This window comes from Anaerobacillus sp. 63XJN7_5_ISO-PGPR-S23-430 (genome assembly GCF_056173695.1).
On the sequence record NZ_CM149686.1, the window covers coordinates 1,125,629 to 1,148,656 of the forward strand.

The 23,028-nt window shown below is 41.1% G+C and carries 27 protein-coding genes and 1 riboswitch; of the genes, 16 read left to right on the forward strand and 11 right to left on the reverse strand.

The features are described from left to right. Positions 1 to 44: 44 nt before the first annotated feature. Positions 45 to 686: an HD-GYP domain-containing protein gene (locus tag AC0VYJ_RS06130; RefSeq protein ID WP_475366846.1), complete on the reverse strand. Its 642-nt coding sequence runs from the start codon at positions 684 to 686 to the stop codon at positions 45 to 47. An 11-nt stretch (positions 687 to 697) separates the two neighbouring features. Further along, positions 698 to 781: riboswitch (cyclic di-GMP riboswitch) on the reverse strand. Positions 782 to 916: 135 nt separating this feature from the next. Between AC0VYJ_RS06130 and AC0VYJ_RS06135 the strand changes: the two genes are divergently transcribed. Then, positions 917 to 2,449 (forward strand): FAD-dependent oxidoreductase, encoded by a 1,533-nt coding sequence (locus AC0VYJ_RS06135; RefSeq protein ID WP_475366847.1) that lies wholly within the window; start codon positions 917 to 919, stop codon positions 2,447 to 2,449. Positions 2,450 to 2,474: 25 nt separating this feature from the next. Here AC0VYJ_RS06135 and AC0VYJ_RS06140 read toward each other — a convergent pair whose 3' ends face one another. Continuing rightward, positions 2,475 to 3,038 (reverse strand): CBO0543 family protein, encoded by a 564-nt coding sequence (locus AC0VYJ_RS06140; protein WP_475366848.1) that lies wholly within the window; start codon positions 3,036 to 3,038, stop codon positions 2,475 to 2,477. 205 nt (positions 3,039 to 3,243) lie between these two features. On the opposite strand from AC0VYJ_RS06140, the gene AC0VYJ_RS06145 reads away from it, so the two are divergent. Further along, a complete protein-coding gene (locus tag AC0VYJ_RS06145; protein WP_475366849.1) occupies positions 3,244 to 3,663 on the forward strand; it encodes a VOC family protein in 420 nt (139 codons plus the stop codon). A gap of 58 nt (positions 3,664 to 3,721) precedes the next feature. Here the strand turns inward: AC0VYJ_RS06145 and AC0VYJ_RS06150 are convergent, their stop codons facing one another. Then, positions 3,722 to 4,252, reverse strand: a complete 531-nt coding sequence (locus tag AC0VYJ_RS06150) for a YceI family protein (protein ID WP_283152717.1) — start codon at positions 4,250 to 4,252, stop codon at positions 3,722 to 3,724. Between the two features lie 275 nt (positions 4,253 to 4,527). On the opposite strand from AC0VYJ_RS06150, the gene AC0VYJ_RS06155 reads away from it, so the two are divergent. From AC0VYJ_RS06155 to AC0VYJ_RS06180, 6 genes are all read left to right on the forward strand, one after another. Then, the gene (locus AC0VYJ_RS06155) at positions 4,528 to 5,121 is read left to right on the forward strand and encodes a superoxide dismutase family protein (protein ID WP_475366850.1); all 594 of its coding nucleotides are present in this window, start codon (positions 4,528 to 4,530) and stop codon (positions 5,119 to 5,121) included. Between the two features lie 447 nt (positions 5,122 to 5,568). Beyond that, a complete protein-coding gene (locus AC0VYJ_RS06160; RefSeq protein ID WP_276511837.1) occupies positions 5,569 to 6,222 on the forward strand; it encodes an ABC transporter permease in 654 nt (217 codons plus the stop codon). 16 nt (positions 6,223 to 6,238) lie between these two features. Beyond that, entirely contained in the window at positions 6,239 to 7,231 is a 993-nt protein-coding gene (locus AC0VYJ_RS06165; RefSeq protein WP_303529872.1) for an ABC transporter ATP-binding protein, read from the forward strand. A 4-nt stretch (positions 7,232 to 7,235) separates the two neighbouring features. Next, positions 7,236 to 7,973, forward strand: a complete 738-nt coding sequence (locus AC0VYJ_RS06170; protein WP_430244460.1) for an ABC transporter permease — start codon at positions 7,236 to 7,238, stop codon at positions 7,971 to 7,973. Positions 7,974 to 7,990: 17 nt separating this feature from the next. Further along, positions 7,991 to 8,902 (forward strand): ABC transporter substrate-binding protein, encoded by a 912-nt coding sequence (locus tag AC0VYJ_RS06175; RefSeq protein ID WP_430244458.1) that lies wholly within the window; start codon positions 7,991 to 7,993, stop codon positions 8,900 to 8,902. A 235-nt stretch (positions 8,903 to 9,137) separates the two neighbouring features. Further along, a complete protein-coding gene (locus AC0VYJ_RS06180) occupies positions 9,138 to 10,010 on the forward strand; it encodes a DMT family transporter (protein WP_475366851.1) in 873 nt (290 codons plus the stop codon). Between the two features lie 144 nt (positions 10,011 to 10,154). On the opposite strand, the gene AC0VYJ_RS06185 is transcribed toward AC0VYJ_RS06180, so the two are convergent. Together AC0VYJ_RS06185 and AC0VYJ_RS06190 are read right to left on the reverse strand one after the other, a co-directional pair. Beyond that, positions 10,155 to 10,904 carry an SDR family NAD(P)-dependent oxidoreductase gene (locus tag AC0VYJ_RS06185; protein WP_475366852.1) on the reverse strand — a complete coding sequence of 250 codons (750 nt, stop codon included), beginning with the start codon at positions 10,902 to 10,904 and terminating at the stop codon, positions 10,155 to 10,157. A 114-nt stretch (positions 10,905 to 11,018) separates the two neighbouring features. Beyond that, a complete protein-coding gene (locus tag AC0VYJ_RS06190) occupies positions 11,019 to 11,597 on the reverse strand; it encodes a DNA-3-methyladenine glycosylase (protein WP_475366853.1) in 579 nt (192 codons plus the stop codon). Between the two features lie 206 nt (positions 11,598 to 11,803). On the opposite strand from AC0VYJ_RS06190, the gene AC0VYJ_RS06195 reads away from it, so the two are divergent. Then, positions 11,804 to 12,571: an SDR family NAD(P)-dependent oxidoreductase gene (locus AC0VYJ_RS06195; RefSeq protein ID WP_475366854.1), complete on the forward strand. Its 768-nt coding sequence runs from the start codon at positions 11,804 to 11,806 to the stop codon at positions 12,569 to 12,571. Between the two features lie 94 nt (positions 12,572 to 12,665). Here AC0VYJ_RS06195 and AC0VYJ_RS06200 read toward each other — a convergent pair whose 3' ends face one another. Further along, positions 12,666 to 13,241 carry a DUF2087 domain-containing protein gene (locus AC0VYJ_RS06200; RefSeq protein ID WP_475366855.1) on the reverse strand — a complete coding sequence of 192 codons (576 nt, stop codon included), beginning with the start codon at positions 13,239 to 13,241 and terminating at the stop codon, positions 12,666 to 12,668. A gap of 529 nt (positions 13,242 to 13,770) precedes the next feature. On the opposite strand from AC0VYJ_RS06200, the gene AC0VYJ_RS06205 reads away from it, so the two are divergent. Further along, on the forward strand, positions 13,771 to 15,378 hold the full coding sequence (locus tag AC0VYJ_RS06205; RefSeq protein ID WP_475366856.1) for a M4 family metallopeptidase: 1,608 nt from the start codon (positions 13,771 to 13,773) through the stop codon (positions 15,376 to 15,378). A gap of 56 nt (positions 15,379 to 15,434) precedes the next feature. Here the strand turns inward: AC0VYJ_RS06205 and AC0VYJ_RS06210 are convergent, their stop codons facing one another. Continuing rightward, on the reverse strand, positions 15,435 to 16,229 hold the full coding sequence (locus AC0VYJ_RS06210; RefSeq protein ID WP_475366857.1) for a hypothetical protein: 795 nt from the start codon (positions 16,227 to 16,229) through the stop codon (positions 15,435 to 15,437). A gap of 489 nt (positions 16,230 to 16,718) precedes the next feature. Between AC0VYJ_RS06210 and AC0VYJ_RS06215 the strand changes: the two genes are divergently transcribed. From AC0VYJ_RS06215 to AC0VYJ_RS06240, 6 genes are all read left to right on the forward strand, one after another. Then, positions 16,719 to 16,862 (forward strand): DUF3953 domain-containing protein, encoded by a 144-nt coding sequence (locus AC0VYJ_RS06215; protein WP_475367464.1) that lies wholly within the window; start codon positions 16,719 to 16,721, stop codon positions 16,860 to 16,862. Between the two features lie 96 nt (positions 16,863 to 16,958). Then, positions 16,959 to 17,336, forward strand: coding sequence for an iron chaperone (locus AC0VYJ_RS06220; protein ID WP_475366858.1), 378 nt, complete (start codon positions 16,959 to 16,961; stop codon positions 17,334 to 17,336). 129 nt (positions 17,337 to 17,465) lie between these two features. After that, positions 17,466 to 18,191, forward strand: a complete 726-nt coding sequence (locus tag AC0VYJ_RS06225; protein ID WP_475366859.1) for a tubby C-terminal domain-like protein — start codon at positions 17,466 to 17,468, stop codon at positions 18,189 to 18,191. Positions 18,192 to 18,225: 34 nt separating this feature from the next. Further along, positions 18,226 to 18,486, forward strand: a complete 261-nt coding sequence (locus AC0VYJ_RS06230) for a hypothetical protein (protein WP_475366860.1) — start codon at positions 18,226 to 18,228, stop codon at positions 18,484 to 18,486. Between the two features lie 35 nt (positions 18,487 to 18,521). After that, positions 18,522 to 18,791: a hypothetical protein gene (locus tag AC0VYJ_RS06235; protein ID WP_475367465.1), complete on the forward strand. Its 270-nt coding sequence runs from the start codon at positions 18,522 to 18,524 to the stop codon at positions 18,789 to 18,791. A 51-nt stretch (positions 18,792 to 18,842) separates the two neighbouring features. After that, complete coding sequence (locus tag AC0VYJ_RS06240) at positions 18,843 to 19,031, forward strand: hypothetical protein (protein ID WP_475366861.1); 189 nt, start codon at positions 18,843 to 18,845, stop codon at positions 19,029 to 19,031. Positions 19,032 to 19,135: 104 nt separating this feature from the next. Here AC0VYJ_RS06240 and AC0VYJ_RS06245 read toward each other — a convergent pair whose 3' ends face one another. The 4 genes from AC0VYJ_RS06245 to AC0VYJ_RS06260 all read right to left on the reverse strand — a co-directional run bounded on the left by AC0VYJ_RS06245 (position 19,136) and on the right by AC0VYJ_RS06260 (position 22,975). Continuing rightward, the gene (locus AC0VYJ_RS06245; RefSeq protein ID WP_475366862.1) at positions 19,136 to 20,128 is read right to left on the reverse strand and encodes a Gfo/Idh/MocA family protein; all 993 of its coding nucleotides are present in this window, start codon (positions 20,126 to 20,128) and stop codon (positions 19,136 to 19,138) included. Between the two features lie 99 nt (positions 20,129 to 20,227). Next, on the reverse strand, positions 20,228 to 21,763 hold the full coding sequence (locus tag AC0VYJ_RS06250) for a multicopper oxidase family protein (RefSeq protein ID WP_475366863.1): 1,536 nt from the start codon (positions 21,761 to 21,763) through the stop codon (positions 20,228 to 20,230). Positions 21,764 to 21,917: 154 nt separating this feature from the next. After that, on the reverse strand, positions 21,918 to 22,457 hold the full coding sequence (locus tag AC0VYJ_RS06255; protein ID WP_475366864.1) for a 2'-5' RNA ligase family protein: 540 nt from the start codon (positions 22,455 to 22,457) through the stop codon (positions 21,918 to 21,920). 215 nt (positions 22,458 to 22,672) lie between these two features. Next, a complete protein-coding gene (locus AC0VYJ_RS06260; protein ID WP_475366865.1) occupies positions 22,673 to 22,975 on the reverse strand; it encodes a hypothetical protein in 303 nt (100 codons plus the stop codon). Positions 22,976 to 23,028 lie beyond the last annotated feature (53 nt).

Sequence of the window (23,028 nt, forward strand, 5' to 3'; positions counted from 1 at the left end):
CTATTGTATTTGGTTTTGTTTAAACGGTTATTGAATAGCGCTGCTTAATTTTGACGTTTGGTATAATCAAAATAATGAAGCAGAACCTTTTTCCCTTTTAGCCGTTTTTCCAAATAAGAGATAAACAAGGAGGTAGTGGATGGCTCATAGAAGTTATTCCGATGAACGTTAATTTCATGAATGGCTGATTGGTCAGAACGTTTTGGACGATAAGCTCGATCAGACGTCATCGCAATGAAGCTATCGATGACTCGAAGAATCGAAACAAATCGAGGAATTTGCTCATATTGTAATTGATAAGGATAGCCAGTACCATCGCTATTCTCATGATGATTTAGTATAAGAGACGGCTCAATATCAATCTCTGGAAAATCATTAAGTAGCTCTATTCCAAACTCTGGATGCCGCTCGACATACTCTTTCTCATAAAGGGTTAGTGGGCTCTTTTTTTGAAGAATTTCTGTTGGGACAAGTAGTTTACCGATGTCATGTAGCAAAACAGACTCAAGAAAGCGCCGTTTCAACAGTGATCGGAAATTGTAATGCAAACAGAAATCAATAAAGTAGCTCGTAGTTTGTACTGAATGGAGAAAGCTATGAGGGTCGTGACGTCTTAGGAGTTCCATCATTCGCAGTGTGTGTGATGAAAATAAATTAGCGTGCCCGTACAATGTACACTTTTCCATGTTCATTCTCCTTTTTAAGGAGCCGGTTGCACTACTTGCTCCCTATCACTCAAGTGCCCAGGCTAGAATGATAGTTCATCGCATTCTCTTTTTTTGTGGTTCTCTTACTGAGGTATCTTGACATAAGGATATACTTATATAATAAATACCATAAAAAGGTGAATTTGTTAACTGTTTTCTTTGATTTTTCAGTTTTTTTATTTGGAACGCCAATGAAAGGAGATTGGGAAATGAATTCTGACGTACTAATTGTTGGCGCAGGTCCTACGGGTCTTGTATTAGCACTCCACCTAGCGAAATATGGAGTTTCATTTCGGATCATCGAGAAAAATGAGGGACCCGGAGAAGCATCGCGTGCGCTAATTGTACACGCTAGAACCCTAGAATTTTATAACCAAATGGGCTTCGCAGAAGAAGTCATCCACCGGGGGATTAAAGTGAAGTCTATCCAATTTCGAGAAGGAATGAAAGCAAAAGCCAACATCAATTTTCACGATCTTGGAAAAGGATTAAGTCCTTTCCCATTTGCCCTAAGCTATCCGCAAGATGACCACGAGCAGCTGCTAATTAACAAATTAGCCGACGAAGGCGTTGAGGTAGAATGGAAGACAGAGTTGGTTTCATTTATGGATGAAGGGGACCATGTTCAAGCTGTTATTAAAAAAGATAATAAGGAAGAGCGGAGTGAGTTTTCATATATATGCGGGTGTGATGGGGCACACAGTACCGTTCGAAGAGAACTTGCTTTTGATTTTCCAGGTGGAACGTATGAGGAACGTTTTTTTGTGGCGGATGTTAAAGCGAACACTGGCCAGTTATCTGAAAGTAGTTTAAATGTGTATTTAGATTCTGACACCTTTTACCTGTTCATGCCAGTTAGAAGCACGGGAATGGAGCGGATTATTGGAATAGTTCCTCACAATTTAACCGATCAAAGCTCAGTTGCGTTCAAGGATTTCCAGTCGCTGATCGAGCAGAGAACAGGCTTAACGATTCAGCATGTGAACTGGTTCCAAACGTACAAAGTCCATCATCGCGTTAGCAGTCACTTTAGAAAAGGACGTGCCTTTATTGCCGGAGATGCTGGACACATTCATAGCCCGGCTGGCGGACAGGGCATGAACACCGGGATTGGGGACGCGGTGAACTTAGCGTGGAAGCTAGCCGCAGTGCTGCTTCAGAAAGCGGATGAAGCTATTCTTGATACGTTTGAAAAGGAGCGCATTGGCTTTGCGAGAACGCTAATCGATACAACAGATCGAGCATTTACTTCTATTATAGGCGATCACATGACGAGCAGATTACTGCGCAAAATCGTTATACCGAACGTGGCTCCATTTGCGCTTCGTTCCTTTTCAATTGCTCGAAAAGCAGCCTTTAGAAGGCTTTCTCAAATCAACATTCATTATCGCAACAGTCAACTTAGTGATGGTACAGCGGGGAAAGTTAATGGTGGAGATCGTCTGCCATGGATTCAAACAAATTCATGCCATAATTATGATGCACTTAAGTTAATGGATTGGCAGCTTCACGTATACGGCCAGGCAAATGAAGCTGTTAAGGATTTTTCCAGGGTATTTGGATATGCTCTATATGAGTTTAGCTTTGAAAAAGCAATGACGAAAAAAGGATTGCAGGAAAATGCGCTGTACCTGATCCGGCCTGATGGTTATGTAGCTTTAGCGGATAGTGAACAGAACGTGGAAAGATTGAAACAGTACGTATCAAAATTCAACATTTTATCTTTAGACAAGGAGATTTAAGGGCATGATTCAGTTTCTTTTTTCCTTAAGTCTCCCTGCTTTGTTTAGACATTTTGATAAAAATATCCGTTATCACTTTCGCTACATATGTGACGAATAAATAGGCTGCTAATAAAACAAACCAATTCGTGTATAGTTCAAAGAGATCGAGCCAAATTAAAATCGGCTTAAAAATAAACGTGAATCCTAATGCAGAGAGCGTGCCATATAACCAGTAATTTTTCTTATGTGATAAGCACCACTGATAAAGCAAAATGAAATATACCGGGACAAGAGCTCCATCGATACTAATGCTTGCTGGTAATTGCGGAATCGCAATGTAAGGATAATCCCACCAGGATTTACGAACACCTAATGCATCCACATAAGCAGCTATGACGTGAACGGAATACCCAAAAAATCCAAGCAGAAAAATGTTGCGCCGATCGATTCGAAAATAAAGAACCACAAGCGGCACTAAGATGAACGCTAAAATAAGCCAGAACTGCCAGGTTGTATAGTCAGAATAACTTTGCCAATAATGATTCGCTTTCTCTTCAAGCTCTCTTCGCAACGATACAAGTTGATCAAACTGCTGTTGTCGATCCATGATGAACACCACCTTTAGGGATAGTATTCATCGGACAAATAGTTGTTATTACGATTTTCAGAAAAATTTTTATGGCAAGCACTTAACAGTGAAAGTGGTGATTTTTCTTATTTTTTGTGAAAAATCATTTATGCATAAGGAGTTTGAGTTTTTATAGCGAAATGATTTAGAAGTGGAGTTTCATTATTCTAAAGGGAGTGATCGAATGGTTCAAACGGCGAAGCACGTGTTTGTGAATTTACCAGTCAAGGATCTCGATAAATCCATCGCTTTTTTCTCTGAAATTGGCTTTGAATTTAACCCACAGTTTACAGATGAGAATGCGACGTGCATGGTGATCAATGAAAATACATTTGTTATGTTACTTGTAGAGGAATTCTTCAAGACATTTACGAAGAAGAACCTTACGAACGCCAGAGAATCAACGGAAGTCATAATGGCCCTTTCTGCAGAAAGCAATGATGAGGTGGATCAAATGGTGAATCGTGCGCTTGCAGCTGGAGGTAAAGCTTCGAATGATCCCATCGATCATGGATTCATGTATGCCTGGAGTTTTCAGGACATTGATGGGCACTTGTGGGAAGTGATGCATATGGATGAAAGTGCAATTGAGCAGGGAGAATAGCTTCATAAACCAAAACACCTCATCCGTTAGGGGATGAGGTGTTTCCGTATGCTTTCACTTATTCAGCTACAACAAACTCAAAGTTACCTTCGAATTTCACGTCTTTCCCAAGCAAGAACCCGCCTGTTTCCATCGCTGCATTATACGTCATGCCGTAAGCTTCACGATTCACCTTACCGGAAACGTCAAAACCAGCTACTGTGCTACCGTCAAGTGGGCTTTTGGATTTGCCGTTATATTCGACTGTGAACGTTTCTTCTTTCGTTACGCCTTTAATCGTGAAATCTCCTGTTACATCGTACTCTTCGTCAGATTTCTTAGTAATCGACTTACTTTGGAAGACCATATTTGGGTATTGATCCGCTTCAAAGAAATCGCCAGAGCGAAGATGACCGTCACGATCTTCGTTACCTGTATCGATTGATTTTACAGAGATAGTGACTTTAATGTTTGCGGAAGTCAGGTTATCAAGATCGCCGTTGAAATCGACGTCAAAGTCAGTAAATTCACCTTTTGCTTTTGATACCATCATATGCTTGATTTGAAAATCTAAACTGCTGTGAACCTTATCTAGTGTTAAAGTAGCCATTGAAAAATTCCTCCTCAGGATTGTTGCTTTTAGTATAGATTAAAGATAACGTAATTTTATCTCGAAGTCAAGATACTTTAAGTTAAGACATTATAAATATTCTTTCAATATTTCGTGGAACTTTTTATCCATGTTTAAAACGTCTTGCCTCATACTAAAGCCTCTTTTTAGTCATAATCCGGTAGTTAATTGGAAGGAATTTGGATTTGTCGGGTTTACTGAATGAAAAGTGGTGTCATGATGGTAAGTATAAAGGGAGAAAAGGAGCTGTTTCGATGAAAAGATGGACGATTCTTTTACTAATGATGAGTGTACTACTTGTGTTAGCCGCCTGTGGAGGAGGTAACGAAGAAGGAACAACAGATAACGAACCGGAAACGACAACGGAAAATGCTGGTGAAAGCGAGCAGGAGCAAATGGATACGATCACTGTGACTATGAAGAATCAGGACGATGAAGAGATTGGGACGGCCGAGTTGATGGAACATGACGGCGCAACGATGATCAGTCTTGATGTTAGTGATTTACCAGAAGGAGAGCACGGTTTTCATATTCATGAGACTGGATCATGTGAAGCGCCAGATTTCAAATCGGCAGGCGGTCATTATAATCCAGGGGATAAGGAACATGGTACAGAATCTGATGATGGACCACACGCAGGAGATATGGAAAATATCGAAGTGGCCGAAGACGGAACATTACAAACCGATATTATGAATGATAAAGTAACCCTAAAAGCAGGAGAAGAAAATTCGTTGCTAAAAGAAGGCGGAACAGCCATTGTCATTCATGCTGGTGCAGATGATATGGAATCACAGCCATCAGGAGATGCCGGAGATCGTATTGCGTGCGGTGTGATAGGTGAATAAGTGAGAAAAGGTGAAAAAGGATTTCATGGGTTTTGAGCCGTGGATCCTTTTTTATGTATTTCAAGCTATGGAAAACAGAGGACAAGTAGGTGGAAGGGCGTTTGTGAGCCACCCTTATTTGTTGTTTGGCCAATAAAATCATATTATAGCCAATATACAGCGATAAGCATCGCAAAAGCCACTGATTCCGTGGTGGGAGAGCGCTACTTTATTAAAATGTAAGATTTTCACACATGAAAATTAAAAATTCGCAGAAAATTCAGGGTTAGTACTTTGGCATTAGGGTATTAAGTTAGAGTTAACTCGAAAACATTATTAAAAACAAATGTTTGTCAATACGAGCGAAAGAGACAGTTGATCAAAGAGGGTGAAAGTTCGTTCGTAGGTTGGTAATTTGTACCTAATTTGATACAATGATGAAATTGAATGAAAAAGGAGGTTATCGTATTGGACAAGTGGATGAAATTTCTCGAGGTAAACGCTCCTCGTATTTTTGATTTAGCGATTGAGCACGCGATACTCGTCGGATTAGCGATCATTGTTGCGCTTATCATTGGCGTTCCTCTAGGCATTTATTTAACAACAAATGATTATCTAGCTGAGACGATTCTGCAAATTGCTTCTGTCATGCTTACGATTCCGAGTATTGCTTTATTCGGTATTATGATTCCGGTCTTCTCGATCGTCAATCAGGGAATTGGTTTTGTTCCAGCTTTTGTAGCACTGGTTCTGTATTCGCAGCTCCCCATTATACGTAATACATATACCGCCATTCGTAACGTAAACCCTGAAATGCGAGATGCAGCAAAGGGTTTAGGGATGAAAACGAGTCAGCGACTGCTTCGCGTCGAAATTCCGAATGCGTTCCCCATCATAATGGCAGGTATTCGAACAGCCGTTGTACTTAACATCGGAATCGGTGTCATCGCTGCTTATATTGGTGCAGGAGGACTCGGTGTTCTTATCACTCAGGGCATTTCACGTGGGGACAATTACTTAATTATTAGTGGCTCAATTGCCGTTGCCATTCTTGCTATGATCGCAGATGGTATCTTGTTATGGATTCAAAAACGCTATACACCAAAAAGCATTGCGAATTAAGGAGTGAGGTGAAGAAATGATTACATTTGATCAAACAACCAAAACATTTGAAGGCGGCGTAACAGCTGTGAATGGTGTAGACTTCACCGTTGAAAAAGGACAAATTGTGGTTTTATTAGGACCGTCAGGCTGTGGGAAAACAACCCTGCTTCGAATGGTGAATCGTTTGGAATCGATTTCAGATGGAAAGATCACTATTGATGGTGAAGATTCTATGTCTTTAGATCAAATTGCTCTTCGAAGAAAAATTGGCTACGTCATTCAAAGCAATGGTCTATTTCCGAATATGACGATTGAAGAAAACGTGATGATTGTTCCCGACCTTTTAGGTTGGAAAAAGAAAGAGAAGCGCAATCGTTTTAATAAATTGATGGAAATGATCGGATTAAGCGGTGAGAAATTTGGTAAACGTTATCCGCATGAGCTTTCTGGAGGACAGCAGCAGCGTATCGGTGTTATTCGCGCATTAGCAGCTGACCCGCCCGTTATGCTAATGGATGAGCCATTTGGCGCACTTGATCCGATTATTCGTGAGAAAATTCAAGATGAATTTCTTCAAATTCAGCGTGAAGTAAAGAAAACAATTCTTTTCGTTAGTCATGACATTGACGAAGCGATTAAAATGGCAGACAAAATCGTTCTATTACGCGGTGGGGAAGTAATGCAATACGATACGCCATCTGAAATGCTTGTTCGTCCTAAGAATGAATTTGTTCGTGAATTCTTCGGGAAAGACCGTGCAATCAAGAGCTTAAGTCTTCATACTATTCAAGATATTCAAGAAATCATTGGTCTTGTTAATGAAGATGAAACGATTGAGGATACCATTACGATTAATGTTCACCACGATTTACGAAATACGTTATCAATGCTTCTAAATCAAGAAGCGGATCAAGTCATTGTAGTTGATGATGACGGTAACAAACTTGGCGCCATTACGATTGATCTCGTTCAAAAGTATCTTCATTTTGAAATTAAGGCAAAGCCTACCCTGGTGCAGAAGGGGTGATTTGATGAATAAGAAAAAAGTTATGAGCCGTATTGTAAGCTTTCTCGTCTACGGAATAGTGGCCGTGTTCTTTATTTGGGCCATCAGCAACAGCTATTTTGACTATATTTTCAGTCAAACTAGTACGTTTCTTCACTTATTGAAGCAGCATATGCAGCTTGTACTTGTTTCTTCTTTCCTAGCGGTTATCGTAGCGCTACCTGTTGGTATTCTTGTCACGCGTAAAAGCTTTCGAAGAGCCGAGTGGGTCGTTTCAAATACGGTCAACCTTGGTCAAACGATTCCAAGTCTTGCTGTTCTTGCTTTGATGATTAGTATTCTAGGTATCGGATTTAACACGGCAGTATTTGCCCTATTTATCTACTCGCTGTTACCGATGTATCGGAATACGGTTGCGGGAATTGATTCCATCGATGAGAATTTAATCGATGCAGCAAGAGGAATGGGCATGAAGCCAATCCAAATACTCTTTCGAATTGAATTACCGAATGCATCGTATTCGATTCTTGCAGGTATTCGTACAGCCGTCGTATTAAATATCGGAACGGCTGCACTTGCTTATGTTGTCGGCGGTGGCGGACTAGGCGTATGGATCTTTACCGGCATCCAGTTATTTGATAACGGTTATTTAATTTCTGGTGCTATTCCAGTAACCTTACTAGCTATTTTTGTAGACTATCTTCTTCGATTACTTGAACGAAAGATTGTACCAAAGGGATCTAGACCACCACAAGAAACGTAACGATAGGAGGTGTTTGTATGAAAAGAAAACTATTTCGTATTATCGGAATCATTTCCATCCTTTCCATGCTAGCCTCGTGCTCAAGCGTAGGGATTGGCGGGAAACAGATTTCGGTTGGTGGCAAGAACTTTACAGAGCAATACCTACTTTCCGAAATGACCGCTTTTCTTCTAAAGGAGGAAGGGTTTGACGTGAAGCAAATGAACAACCTGGGGAGTACCGTTGTTCGTAAAGCGCTCGAAAATAGTCAGGTTGATATGATGTGGGAATATACCGGAACGGCACTCATTACATATATGGGCGAAGAGCCGATTGCTGATCCAGTGGAAGCATTTGAGAAGGTCAAAGAGTTAGATGCCAAGAATAATGATATCCATTGGATGAACATGTCTAATGTTAACAACACCTATGCTCTCGCTATGAAGAAAGAGCAGGCAGAAGAATTAGGGATTGAATCGATTAGTGATTTAGCGAAGTACGTGAATGAAAACCCAGGAGAGCTAACGATGGCCTCAGACGCAGAGTTTGCGAATCGACCTGATGGATTGCCTGGCGTAGAGAAAACATACGGGTTTGAATTTGATTCCAGTCAAATTAAGCTGATGGACCTTGGTTTAACACAAAGGTCTTTAGACAATGGGCAGGTCGATGTCTCGGTCGCATTTGAAACAGATGCTACTATTGTCGAGTATGACCTTGTTACCCTGAAGGACGATAAAACCTTCTTCCCGCCATATAGAGCGGCGGTTAGTATCAATGAGGATGTATTCGAAAAGTATCCAGAAGTGGAAGAAATCACAGCGCGTTTAGGTGAAAAACTAAACAGTGATATTATGCGTGAGTTGAATTATAAAGTCGATATTGAAGGAAACAGCGTCTCTGTTGTTGCTCATGATTGGTTAGTAGAGAATGGTTTACTAGATGAATAATAGTAATAAAAGCTCATCCTGAAAAAAGAATCAGGATGAGCTTTTTTATGTATGATGGAGAATACGCTCAATTATTGGCGAATTCCTAAGTTATCGTATAATTATTAAACTATTATGGCGTTGTAGTAAAAAGTATGGAATATGAACGGGTTTGCATGATTTTGGTTTTAGTGTTTAAGAGAGTGGGAATTTCCTCCAAACAGGTCATAAAGGCTTCATTTTAGGAGGGTATAAAATGCATTTATATAATATAGGCTATGTTATCATGGCAGCCGTTTTGTGGGGGATTTCCGGGGGATTAGCCGGCATATTAATGGATAAAGGTTGGGATCCGCTGGTGATCTCATTCTATAGAGGATCGATAGGGTTTGTTTGTATTTTTGTATGGCTACTTCTTCATCGAAAAGGAAATAAAATAAAGTATTCAACGAAGACGATGGTGTGGTCAGTACTAGCAGGATTAGCGGTCGCTGGGAATTTCAGTTTTTACTTTCTTAGTATTTCGGAATCTGGTGTAGCGGTAGCGTCAACTTTGATGTACACGGCACCATTGTTCGTGCTGTTTAGTTCATTTCTTTTTCGAATAGAGACCGTCACCCCATTTAAGGTCATTGCAATGGTTATTGTGATGGGGGGAATCAGTTTATTAACAAACGTTTATGAAACGGGACTTGGTAGTTTAAATATTCTTGGAATTACGAGTGGACTATTATCAGGTCTTTCGTACGCTCTGTTTATTTTTGGTTTTAAGAACGCTTCTAAAGAAGGCCGCCCGCCTTTTGTCCTTAGTATGGCTTTTGCGACATTTACCATTGTAATGTTTCTATTTATTGACCATAAGGAAGCGCTCGACGCCTTGTTTTCAGAGGATCTGATTTGGTTCATCACTCTCGGTATCATCGGCGCAGGTATTTCTTTCTACTTATATATAGAAGGTTTGAAGAAAACGTCAGCATCCGTTGCGGCGATCATCGCGATGGTCGAACCGGTTACGGCTTCTCTATTTGGATTAGTTATTTTGGGAGAGGTTTTGACTTTAACGCAAAGTATAGGGCTAGTGATCATCCTTATTACGATTACACTTTTGAGTCGAAAACAAAAAAGTTAACAAAGGATCAGTGGGAGTAGTTTGGATAAACGAGATCTTATTACTAAAAATGGCCGGCACATCAATCGAGTGTGCCGGCCATCTTCACTATATTTTATACTTATGAAAATAGGTGTGGTTATGTGTCATCATCTTAACTAGCCCTTATTTCGTATTCGTAAACCCACCATCAATGCGAATGACTTCACCATTGATGTATTGCGCTTTTGAAGTTAAGAGGAACGTTACGAGCTCAGCTACTTCTTCAGGAGTACCGAGACGCTTCTGAGGAATGCCGGATTCCGCATTTTCTTTCATTTTAGGATTCGCTTCATAGAAGTCCTTCACCATTGGAGTTGCCGTTGGTCCCGGAGCGATTGCGTTTGCGCGTAATCCGTCCTTCGCATATTCAGCTACGATACTTTTCGTTAGTCCAATAATACCGTGCTTTGTGGCAGAGTACGTGACTACAGAATCTTGACCAATCACACCGGCACTTGAAGCTGTGTTCACAATAGAACCTCCACCATTTTTGATCATAACATCCGCTACGTAACGAACACCATATAAGGCGCCCATCAAGTTAATGTCTACGATTTTTTCAATTTCTTCTACTTTCGTATTTAAGTAATATTCACCGCTACCGGAGATGCCGGCGTTATTAAAGAAATAATCAATTGAACCAAAGGCTTCAACTGTTTTATCAACATAATTCTTTACTTCATCTGCTTTGGATACATCAGCTTTTATGAAAAGCGCATCAACACCCGCTTTTTTCGCCAGGTCTACCGTTTCATTACCGCCTTCTTCGTTAATGTCTACTGCAACGATATTAATCCCTTCATCTGCTAAACGAACAGCAGCTGCTTGTCCTAATCCACTTCCTGCACCTGTAATAACTGCGACTTTACTCATGCATAAAACCTCCTGATTAGTTGATTGAAGATGATATCTTGTTGCTATAGTACTAGTATAGACCTTTAGATTTTGAAAATAAAAGAAAGCGACTTGAGGGAAGCATATTGCGAGCTACCTCGATACATACGGGTTTCCAGTCACCCAGAATCTCCACGGATAGTCACGAGCTTCTCCTGAGTTATCAATTCCGATTCGTTTTCCTTCAGAAATGTGATCCGGCGTATAGCCATGTTGAATATATAGGGGAGGGCGCACTAAGGCGTGCCCATAATCGCTTGGATCAATCCCTAACGCTTTCGTTAATTTGCCGGGACCATCCGTCCATTCCTTTTGTTTACGTCCAGGTCTTCGCTGCTCCATTAAGTCTAATCCTTTGAGAGGTTCAACGGCGCGAACGAGAATGGCTTCAGGGACATCGGTGTCAGCACTGACCACATTGAATAAACAGTGCGTGTGCATCACGTACGTATAAGCATTCCCTGCAGGCCCGAACATCACTTCAGTGCGTTTCGTTCGTTTGTTGTTGAAGCTATGGGCGGCTTGATCCTGTGCGCCCAAATATGCTTCTGTTTCCACAATATAACCGGAGGCAACTCCTTCATCCGTTTCCTTCACTAACTCGCATCCGAGGAGAGCCTTCGCTAGTTCTAATGTCGGTTTTTGGTAGAATTCTCTAGGTAAAATAGACATGTTCGTTTCCTTTCGTAAGTCGTTATAGTTGAAAGAGGGTCTTCTTTTTTTGTAAGCTCTACCCATTAGTTTTCCACAAGCCTACGTTGGCTAAACGAAGAGCGGCGTATGGTTCGAATGGTTCATAAAGGATCATAGAAATACAAATTGTGAAACATTCAACATACTTATGAATTAAAGCTAGATTATAAAAGGAAGTGAAGATCATGGATTTATTTAAAAACACCGGGAAAGTTTCGATCGTAACTGGTGGCGGTAGCGGAATCGGTCGCCTTATGGCAGAAACGCTTGCAGAAAGCGGATCAAAAGTCGTTCTGCTTGGACGTTCACTAGAAAAGGTTGAAAATGCAGCTGCGGAAATCGCTGATCAAACTGGCGCAGAAGTTAAAGCCTATTCATGCGATGTGACAAGTAAGCAGGACATTGAGAAAGTAACCGCAGCAATCAATGAAGAGTATGGTCAAATTGATATTCTTGGGAACAATTCAGGAACGAATGCACCCGGCACGATCGAAAATCTCGACGAAGATGGCTGGGACAAAGTGATGGATACAAATGTGAAATCTGTCTTCTTTATGAGTCAGGCAGTTGTGCCATATATGAAGAAACAGGAATATGGTCGCATCATCAATACCGCTTCCGTTGCAGGAGATGTAAGTCTCTTCTTCAGCTCAGTCTATGGGACAAGTAAAGCAGGCGTTATTCACTTAACGAAGCAGCTCGCTAACGAATTAGCTGAAAACAACATTACCGTGAATGCGATCAGCCCATGGATGTTTAAGACGGATTTCATTAAAGATTCCTTAGAAGACCCAGAGTTTAAAGAAATGATTAATAAGAGAACGCCAATGAAACGAATTGGAGAGTTGGATGAACTGAAAACATCCGTTCTTTACTTCGCTTCTAAAGGATCAAGCTACATTACCGGACAAAATATTTTCGTTGATGGTGGCGTCACAAATTACGGATTGTAAAAAGAAAACGGATTTCCTCACTTATGAGGGAATCCGTTTTTTTAATGAATTATTCCTTAGTACCTTCAACAGAATTCAAATAATGGTCGTGCGATTAATCGATCGTCGCCCACATTTCTTCTGGATTTAGTTCGTAAATGTTATTTTCTCGGTACATAAAATGATTGATAATAAACTCTCGCCGAATGGTTGCGAAGTCGGGATGGAACTTTTTGATATACTCATTCATTTCTTTCTCAGGGTACTTTTTCCCCCGTTCTAATCCGTTGATTAAGTGCTTAAGAATAATGATTTTTTTCTTTCGTTGAGAAGGGAGGTGCTTGAGCGTACCATCTGATGCTAAGAAATTATTGATAACAGCTTGCGTTTTCACAGAATCGTCCTCCTTATCGTGTTCAGACTGATAAAGCATAGTCGGCAGGGCTTCTGAATAAGAGCGGAATTTCTTCTCATCTATGTAGTAATAGATGGTGTTTTTATCCTTACGTGGATAAACAATGCCGGTGTCTCTTAATTTCGTCATATGATGCGTGATCGTAGGTGCTTTTAATCCAAGCTTGCCAGCGATGGCCTGGCCGTGGAGAGGACCTTTAGCGAGCAACGAAAGAATGCGAATCCGAGTTGGATCCCCGAGTGTTTTATGGAAATTAACTAATCGGTTTAACTGCAATATACGACCCACCTTCCTATAAGTTAGATTAGTATCTAATTAGATACTAATCTAACTAGAGTTGTTCGTCAACCAATGGACCGTTCACATATTGCCTGAACTGGTTTCCAATTCGTTACATTGAAACCTCTATATTGTCTTAACTGAAATGATATTGAAATAATTATTATTGAAATGTATTGTGTATTATTTGTTGCGAATGAAAAGGAAAAATACCTCTTAGAAGGTTGGGTACCAATCTTGTAGTACGAAATGACTGCCCTTTACACTCAATTATATCAAGTGATCAGACGATAGATGGTTAGATTTTCATGTGATTTCTATAAAAAGAATATTTTTCCAATCACTAAACGTTCTAGGTTAAGCTTATCACTTAAATCTCTAGAAAGTTATTGGGAAATGTTATGGCAACATAGTGAGTATATAGGCGTATCGTCTAACAGATTTCCCAATACAACCTTCAGAAATTCTATGATAGGCTACTAGTGTATTCAAAATTCAAAACATTCCGAGAAGGGGAGGAGATTTTTTGAAAAAGGGAATCGCCGTCGCACTTGCGACAGGACTTGCATTTGGGGGCGCACTACCAACCGCATCAGCCGCATCGCCAAAGGATTTGAATGTGGATCAGAAGCAGGCACTTGAAAAGATGGAGATTGTAAAGGAGAGCTGGGAAAAGGAACGGAAAGTGCCATCTTTCTTATCTGGTAAACTATCAGAACAAAAGGTTGCGAGTGAAGGAGATGTCCAGCAATATCTACAGGAAAATGAAGCCTTGTTCCAGGTGAATGAGAATGATCTTAAGCTGATCGATCAATCGAAAGATAAGCTAGGCATGACTCATTACACATATGTTCAAACGGTAAATGGAGTACCACTTGATGGAGCGACATTCATCGTACATACAGATAAAGATGGGGAAGTTGCAGCCGTGAACGGCAATTTGCATCCAGACGCTGTAAAGAAATTTGAAGGAAGTAAGAATGCGAAGGTATCTGAGGAAGAAGCGGTTAACACGGCATGGAACCATGTTGATGTACAACCTGAAACAAGTCTTCGTGATAATAAAAACATGACGGATAAGGGAGAAAAAGTCGTTTATAAGGACGGCGATCGCTATGTTCTTGCTTATAAAGTGCAGCTGAACTTTATTGATCCTTATCCTGCGAACTGGCAAATCTATGTGGATGCTCGCGATGGTTCCGTTGTAGAAGCGTATAATGCACTAGCTGACGGCGCCGAGACAGGAACAGGAACGGGCGTATTGGGTGATCAGAAAACGCTAAATACAGTATCACAAAATGGTAGCTATCTTCTTCGTGACGTGACAAAAGGTGGCCTCATAGAGACGTATAGTGCGAATAATGGATCAAGCCTTCCTGGCGCGATCGTAACAGATGATGACAATCAGTTTGTTTCTTCAGATCAAGCGGCAGCTGTTGATGCGCACTACAATGCAGGCGTTGTTTATGACTATTATGAGTCGACACATAATCGCGATAGCTTTGATGATAACGGTGCAACAATTCGTTCTACAGTTCACTATGGCTCAAACTATAACAACGCTTTCTGGGACGGAACGCAAATGGTTTATGGTGACGGCGATGGGACCACTTTTGCTCCATTATCAGCAGCGCTAGATGTTGTTGGTCATGAAATAACGCACGCGGTAACAGAACGCACAGCGGGACTACAGTATCGTAACCAATCAGGAGCACTGAACGAATCAATGTCAGATGTGTTCGGATATTTTATCGAGCCTGAAGATTATCTTATGGGGGAAGACGTCTATACGCCTGGTACACCTGGAGATGCGCTAAGAAGTCTATCGAATCCAGAAGCATACAACCAGCCGTCTCATATGGATGACTACGTTCAAACGTCTCAAGATAATGGTGGCGTTCATACGAACAGTGGTATTCCAAACAAAGCGGCATATTACACGATCGAAAGCATTGGGGATAGCAAAGCAGAGCAAATTTATTACCGTGCTCTCACCACATACCTCACTCCAACGAGTGACTTTAGTGACGCAAGATCGGCTTTCCTACAATCAGCAGGTGATTTATACGGCGCCGGATCTACTACGTACAATAGTGTCGCGTCAGCCTGGGATCAGGTAGGCGTTACTGAATAAAGATTTACGCAAAAAAAGGGCTCATGGCGAGCTCTTTTTTTGCGTGCAAGTGAAAGTTATTTCATAATGAGCTGCGTTTCAGCTTGTAGGTAACGATCAAATGAATCGGGTGTTTGATAAGGATCCCCGTTCACCAACTGATTGATATCAATGCTGAATTCATACGGGAATAAGCGTACGCTCCAATTCTCATCAGGGTGAATTTGATGACTATAACCCCCATTAACGTGAAGAGCATGTGTATTTAGTTCCTCGCTCTCTTGAATCACACCAGTAAGCGTTTGGATGATGCTACGAACCTTGTAGTCGCCCCAGTCATTTTTTAAGTTTTGACTTAGAACGACTCGTTCCGCTGGAGAAACATAAAAGGAATTTGCCTTTTCCGACGGGGTATTCGTATACTCGTAAGCGATCGTTCTAGTCTCCCCGGTTTCAATGTTCTCCGCAACGACAAGCTGCTTTCCGGTTAACGAGTTTGCCTCTATGTTGTAATCATCTCCAAGCTCAGGCAAAGCGAAGCTAATCACATCATGTAATCGCTTCTTGGGCACTTTCTTCCATTCCATCACAACATTTACGCGGTATTTCCCGTTTTCTAGTGCCTGTACATGTGTGGTCAAAAGCTTATGTGAGGTCTCAGCGCTATTCCATGTGGTTTTACTAGTTTGAGTGGATAATAGAAGGGTGTTTGTTTTCTCTCTATATTCTCTAGCATTGGATTGCCGGTTGTTTTCCGGTGAAGTTTTCGTTTTTTCAAGGGAGAATTCTTTGTTCACATTAGCGGCAAGCGTGTCTTCTATAGGAAAGAAGACAAATAAACATACTAAAAGCAGGGATAATAACTTCTTCAAACAATCAACCTTTCATTTATTTCTTTATCAAGTTTAAAGGAAAATAAGGGAGGGTTCCAGGTCTAATCGAAAATGTTTGTGCAATAGTGCTTTCATTAATTGTCTCGAATGAAAAATAATAATTGGCGAAAGATGGTATTATTTAGGTTGAGGGTTTTTATGATTAATATGGCAAACGGGAGGGGCGCATTTGAGGTATTTTATCGTGATACCACTAATCTTGTTAGGTAGTTTTTTGATAGGATTAAGAGTAAACGACTTCGGCAACATCGGTAATTTCCTCATGAATCTTATAGGATTTGGCTTCGTGGGGTTAGGAGTTTTAATAAGCAGACGTAAGGGGTGGAAAGCTAGTTTATAAATGATAGAAGTACGTATGAAGAGGAGGTGGATGAGATATTAAAAAGAACTAGGATCGGTTTAGCGGTCGTAACGTTTTCTATAATTGTATATGCGAGTATTACGGAGGATTATGCGGCAATACCTTATATGCTGCTGTTTCTAGGCAGTCTTAAGTTGGTTATGGGGATAGAATGTTGTAAAAAAGAGGCTACGCCCTACTTAGGTTATTTCTTTTTCGTTACCGCACTCTTTAATTTTTATGTATCTATCAAGAGTTATCTAATAGGTTAGTGTTTTTAAGCGCTTTACGAAAGTGGAGGCACGGGAGCAATTCAATCTTTCTTGCTAGTGCGGTGACTTATTTTAAAAATAAGAAGGAGATGAACCATGCAATATGAAGCGAAAACACCAGAGGAATATTTCGAAAAGCTAGAGGATGATTGGAGGAAGGAAAAGCTCCTTACAGTACGACAGTATATACTCGAAAATGCTCCAGAGCTTGAAGAAGGCATTCAATATAAAATGCTTTGCTATAAGGGGAAATCGAGCGTGTTGTTTAATCTTAATGCTCAAAAGTCCTATGTAAGCCTTTATGTAGGAGATATTAAGAAAATTGATCGAGCAAGTGAATTATTGAATGGTTTGGATTGTGGGAAAGGATGTATCCGGATTAAAAAATCAATTGATTTACAGGAAAGCGGCGTGGAGGAATTTGTGAAAGAAGCGATTAATCAATGGCGAGCTGGTGAGGATCTTTCTTGTTAGAGGGTGGGGATAAGGGCTAGCCTGTGATAAGGTGTGAAACTTTCATTAAATCGATTCGTAAGTAGTAGTGTAACAAAAATGGAAATTTTGTTAATCATTGGATTGTGTTTGGCGAGAAAGGAGTTCATTTTGGGTAAACTACTTTTACTATTTGTTGTAGGGTTTATAGGGTTAGCTCTACGTTATTTGTTTCTAGGGAAATTCGAGATGAATCAGCTCTTGTTGCTAATGGTTTTTCCGGTGGCGGCTATATTGATTCTTTTTGTGATGAAGTGGCAGCATAAAAAGGATCTTGCTTTTCAGCCAGAAGCGGATGAAGAACGTATGGTGACACGCTTAGGAGATCGAGTCTCAGCAGCGCCGAAGCGAGTGTTTGACGGACAGGAACTTGTTGGAGAATACAAGCGATTTTATCACAAGCCGTGGAAGCGAGTTGTCGCAGATATTATGGACAGCCCAGGAAGATGGTTTCTTAATCTAGCGTTTTCGTCAGAAGATGGTCATCACATCGTTTTAAAAGGTAAAAATGAAAATAGCATTCGCGGAACAAATGAATGGCTGATTTTCTCCAATAACGATGAAGTAGGCAGCATTCAAATGGACTACTCAGTCAAAAATGTCGCCAAGTTAAAGGAAAGTCTCTATCTTAATTATTATGATCACACCTATCATTATCAGTCATTTGGAATTGGGTCTAAAACAGTGATTCGTAGAGATGACCATAAGATTGCTGAAGGGAAAAGAGCGGAATTAGGAAATTCGATTTACGAGTTAGATATGGTAGATACATATAAGGAAGAAGCTGACGTTTTATTTATGGGATTTGTGCTATTTAACTATCATTTTAGTCAGTGAGCTAGTTTTAAAAAGTGCTTTGGTGGTGAAGCTTGTGAACAATCATTTAGGATTGCTTTTTTATACTGCGATAGGATCTGTTGGCATGGCGTTTGTAGGATTAGGAATAATCAAGCTAGCCATCGTTTACGATGATCAACAAGGCTTCTGGATCGGTTTCTTAGGACTTTCGTGCTGTGCCATGTACTTTAGACATTTAGAAAGCCGGGTTGGTATTCATAGGAAATATCGCTGGTTAGGACACGGTTTATTTATCGTTGTGTTCAGTGTGCTATCAGTATGGTTGTATTTATAGCTGTTTGAAATGAGGAATGGGGGAATGTTGACGTGATGGAGATTGCACTTGTAGGCTTGTTAGCAGCTGTTTTTTATCTCGTTTTTCGAGTAAGTTCTCAAATGAATAGCCTTAGCGTACGAATGAAAAGTATGCACGATCACTTAAATCGTATGGCTCAGCATATGGATTTACCTGAACATCCGATTAATGATGAATTGCGAGAACTCATGAAGGAAGGAAAAACGGTAGAAGCCGTGAAAAAAGCGCGAGAAGTATTTGGGTTATCGCTGTTGGAAGCGAAGGAGTATGTGGACGGGGTTTGAAATTGTAGATGAATAATGAATCCTATTTTATAAGATTGCAGGTGAATGATCATGGGCTTGTTTTTTGAAAACAGGAAATCTACTAAAAGTGAAAATGCTTTTATTGTGATCATGTTAGTGAATGCTATTATTACTGGGGTCGGTTATTTTTGGGACATCCAATTTACCTGGCTTAACATTTTTATGCTCGTTGTCACGGCTAGTGCCTTGATCGTCGTTTTGATGGAGAGAAAGAAGTGACGAGTAGAAAGGTAGAAATTGTTTATAGTGTAATTAAAAAACTCCGTAGCGATTTACGGAGTTTTTTTGTGATTAGAAAATGTGAATGAATCAGTATGGATTTGTTAATCTAACGTCTTCAAAATCCGATCGATCAACGCCATCGTACGAATGTTATCTTTTCCATCTGAGCGGGGCGTCTCATTTGTTGTACAGCATGAGACGAAGTGTTGCATTTCACCGACAAAGCCGCGGAGATAGAGATCTCTCATAGAGCCTGATATCGTTGAGGCGGAAGGGCTGTAGACGGAATCGGATTCAGCCGGTGCTTTCCACGGGAGTTCGTTAAAGGGTTGAGATTTGTGCACGGTTAGGGTGTGAATCTCATCGGCTGAGGCGAACCCGTGATCAAACGTAACCGTCAGTTTCTCGCTTTCTCTAGACCAGGCTGTCATTCCGGTGAACGAAAGGGTGCCGACTGTTCCGCTTTCGAATTGAAGACTAATGCTTTGATTGACGTGTGAACTTGAGCTATTTTTAAATCCACTTACAGCTGCTGTTTCTCCAAATAGGTAGCGAACTAAATCAACGATGTGAATGGCAGCAAACTTTAGGAATTCTTCATCATTCTGGCAAAAGGGTGTTGTATCAACGGCGAATCGTGCTTCGAATGAACGAACTGATCCTAGTTCTTCACTTGTAATAAGCGAGTGAAGCTGCTCATAAATCGGCGCATAGCGCTTCATAAAGCCAACCATGAGCTTTACGCCAGCTTTCTCCGCAGCATCTGCCGCTAGTTCTGACTCTTCCGTTGTCATGCCGAGCGGCTTTTCGACATATACATTCTTTCCTGCTTGAATACAGTCCATAACAAGGGCTGCCTGATCTGTTGGCTGTGCGACAACGATGACGCCGTCACATGATTCTTGTTCTAGTATTTTCTTGTGATTATCATACGGCGTTCCTTTGCTTCCAAAACGAAGGAGTGTTTGCTCTGAGCGTTCTAAGTTTCGTGTAGCGACAGCCGTAATCGTTGCACCTGTTTCGACAAGAGCGGGATAAATGTTCGTCGTTGCATGAAAGCCTGCGCCAATCACGCAAATAGATGGGTTCGTCATATGTAGGCTCCTTTTATGTAAGCTATTATCGGTATAAGAATACCATTATGAGGTGGAGAAATACAAAGAGGGGGGTCAGGTACGTACCTGACCCCCCTCTTATTTTTTGACCACTACATAAGGTCGCATCATTTCATAATCTTCATGCTCGAGAATATGACAGTGCCATACAAACAAACCTGCATAAGGTACGAACTTCATGATGATCCGAGTAATTTCTTTTGAGTTTGCTCGCACGGTATCTTTCCATCCCTGTTCATTGGGATCTGGCTTCATGCGTGGGCCGGTTGGTACGACTTTTCCTTGCTTTTCATACAGTTTCTGATCAAAAGGCTGCCGATCAAGAATTTGGAAGCGAATGAGGTGAAGATGAATCGGGTGAGTTGCGTGTGTGACATTGACTAAACTCCATATTTCTACATCACCTAACTGTGGTTTTTCACTGATTGGATCAGACCATAGCTGATTGTTTAATAGGTGAATCGATCGTTTGTATTGATCAGGTCTCATGTTAAGGAGAAGGTTTCGTTGGTTGTTTGATTGTTGTTCGTTTATGAGCTGGTACCGAGACAATGTCCGAGGAACGACGCTTTGATCGGGACGAGAGAGCTTCTTCTTCACACGGAACTGCATGATTACTCCCGTTGTTTTTGGATTCGGAGATTTCCCTTGAGGATATGGGGATGCGGCATCGTTCATTAAGGTAATGGTTTCGCCTGCCGAGCGACTGAAATCAATAACGACGTCGACACGTTCAGCAGGAGCGATCAAAACGCGGGTGACAGGCACCGGCTTTCCTAGCAGCCCCTGATCTGTGCCGATTTGAACGATTGGGAGCTGTTTGGATAGGGAGAATCGATAGAATCTTGCGTTTGATCCATTTAGGATTCTAAATCTGTATTTCCTCGGCTCGACTTCCAGATAAGGCCATACCATCCCGTTAACAAGATTGGCTTTACCGAAGAAATCTGGAAGGACCGATGGCGTAACGCCTTCGACAGGAGGGTCTGGCTCAGCAGGATAGTACAAAGAGCCATCACGATGGAAAGAACGATCTTGAAGAAGAAGTGGGATATCAAACTCACCTTCTGGTAGCCCGAGGGATCGCTCTTCTTCGTCATGAACGATATACATTCCAGCGAGACCCGCATAGATATTTAATCGGGTAATCCCCATCGCATGGTCGTGATACCAGAGGGTCGTAGCTGCTTGATGATTTGGATATTCATAAATGGGATCGGTGAAATAGGGTCCTCCCTGTTGAAATCCTCGAGTGAACCACGCCTCAGGATAACCATCGCTCGTATCAGGTGTTACCCCACCGTGAAGATGCACAACAGTACGAACGTCAGGAACGTTTGTGCCAGCCCCATGAACGGTGTGGTCAATTGGGAGAAAATGCTTTTCAGGTAGCTCGTTTTTCCAAAGAACACGAATCGGGTGATTTCGGTGAACTTGAAACGTAGGTCCAGGGTATTGCCCGTTATATCCCCAAACGCGTGTAGGTGGCAAATCGCGATGAAGCTTCTGAAAACTTTCCTTCATCGCCACTTCATAATAGGGAATCCCGTGATTTATCTTTACGGGTTGAATGATTGGCATGATAGGGAGGCGATCTACGAATTTTTCGAGCATCTGGACCACTCCTTTCGAAACGATGCATTTGTTCATCTTATGTTACAGAGAGAGGATCTTTCATTTCTTTTCCTCTTATTGAAGCTGAGAATCTTGTGAGATTAAAAAATAGAAGAACCCCTGCGTCTTGAAGAAACGGAGGGGTTTAGATAAGTTATAGATCTGCTCCTAGCGGAAGATCTACATAAGGTTCGTACCGCTTGCTGCTAGGCTTTAATTCATAAATTCGAATGGATTCTACTTTGAAGGTAGGATAGGGCGTGAGTTCCTGTTCTGCTAAAAGCTCCATATCCTTTAAATCAGATTTCGATATACCGTACTGTTCTTTGCCGAGAGTTAGATGCCCAACGTAGTCATCTAATTCAAAGTATTGCTTAATGAGCTCTTCGGGTGGAGAAATCGCCTTTACAATGGCTTCATGGAGCGAAAATAACGAATCGGAAATGACACTTAGATAGAGGATATTGTCACCGAAGTAGTGAGGTTCTGCTAATGCTACTGTGAACGGCTGTATCCTTTTACATACGTTCTCCACTTTTTTGATCCATTTCTTGTCGGGAGTTAGTCCGCCCTGTGCCTTCAGAGTAATATGTGGTTCTACTCCTAGGAAGTTGATCCATTTTCTTTGGAAATGTTCAACTTTGGCAAGATAGTCAGATGGTGGTGTGATACCGATAAAATATTGATTGGGCATGGGATTCAGTCCTTTTTGCACATTTCCTTTTATTGTATTTTATCACGAAGCATGCTTGGTTAGGATGTCCTTTTGTTAGAAAGAGAATAGATTTAAGGCGTGTCCGCATATGGAAGCTGTCCATAAACAAGCGTCTTCCCATCCGTAAAAGGGAAGACGCTTGTTTTGTTTAGTGATTTTTTATGAGTGACGCTTTTGGTTTATATTCAATCAGCTTATGCTAGCCGAAGACCCACATAGATAAAGTAAGCGATTACAGCGATGTTGAAAAATGTAAGCAGCAATCCGATCGTAGCCCATCCTTTTTTCTCATCGCTTGTTCGATAAACAACGAATGCCATTAATATCGAGAGCGCACACCCAACTAAAATAAAAATCATAATATATAGAGCGGCAGATTCGCCGGAGCTAGAAGATACCGGATCAATCAAAAACATGGCAAGCGTTGTAAGCGCGCTGATAAAGATGAAGAAAACCGTTCTCCAGGTTGTCATTTTAGAGCGATATGTCGTAAACATGTCGTACTCCTTTCTAGCCTGTTAAGTAGCTTACCCTCCATTATAGTGGAGTT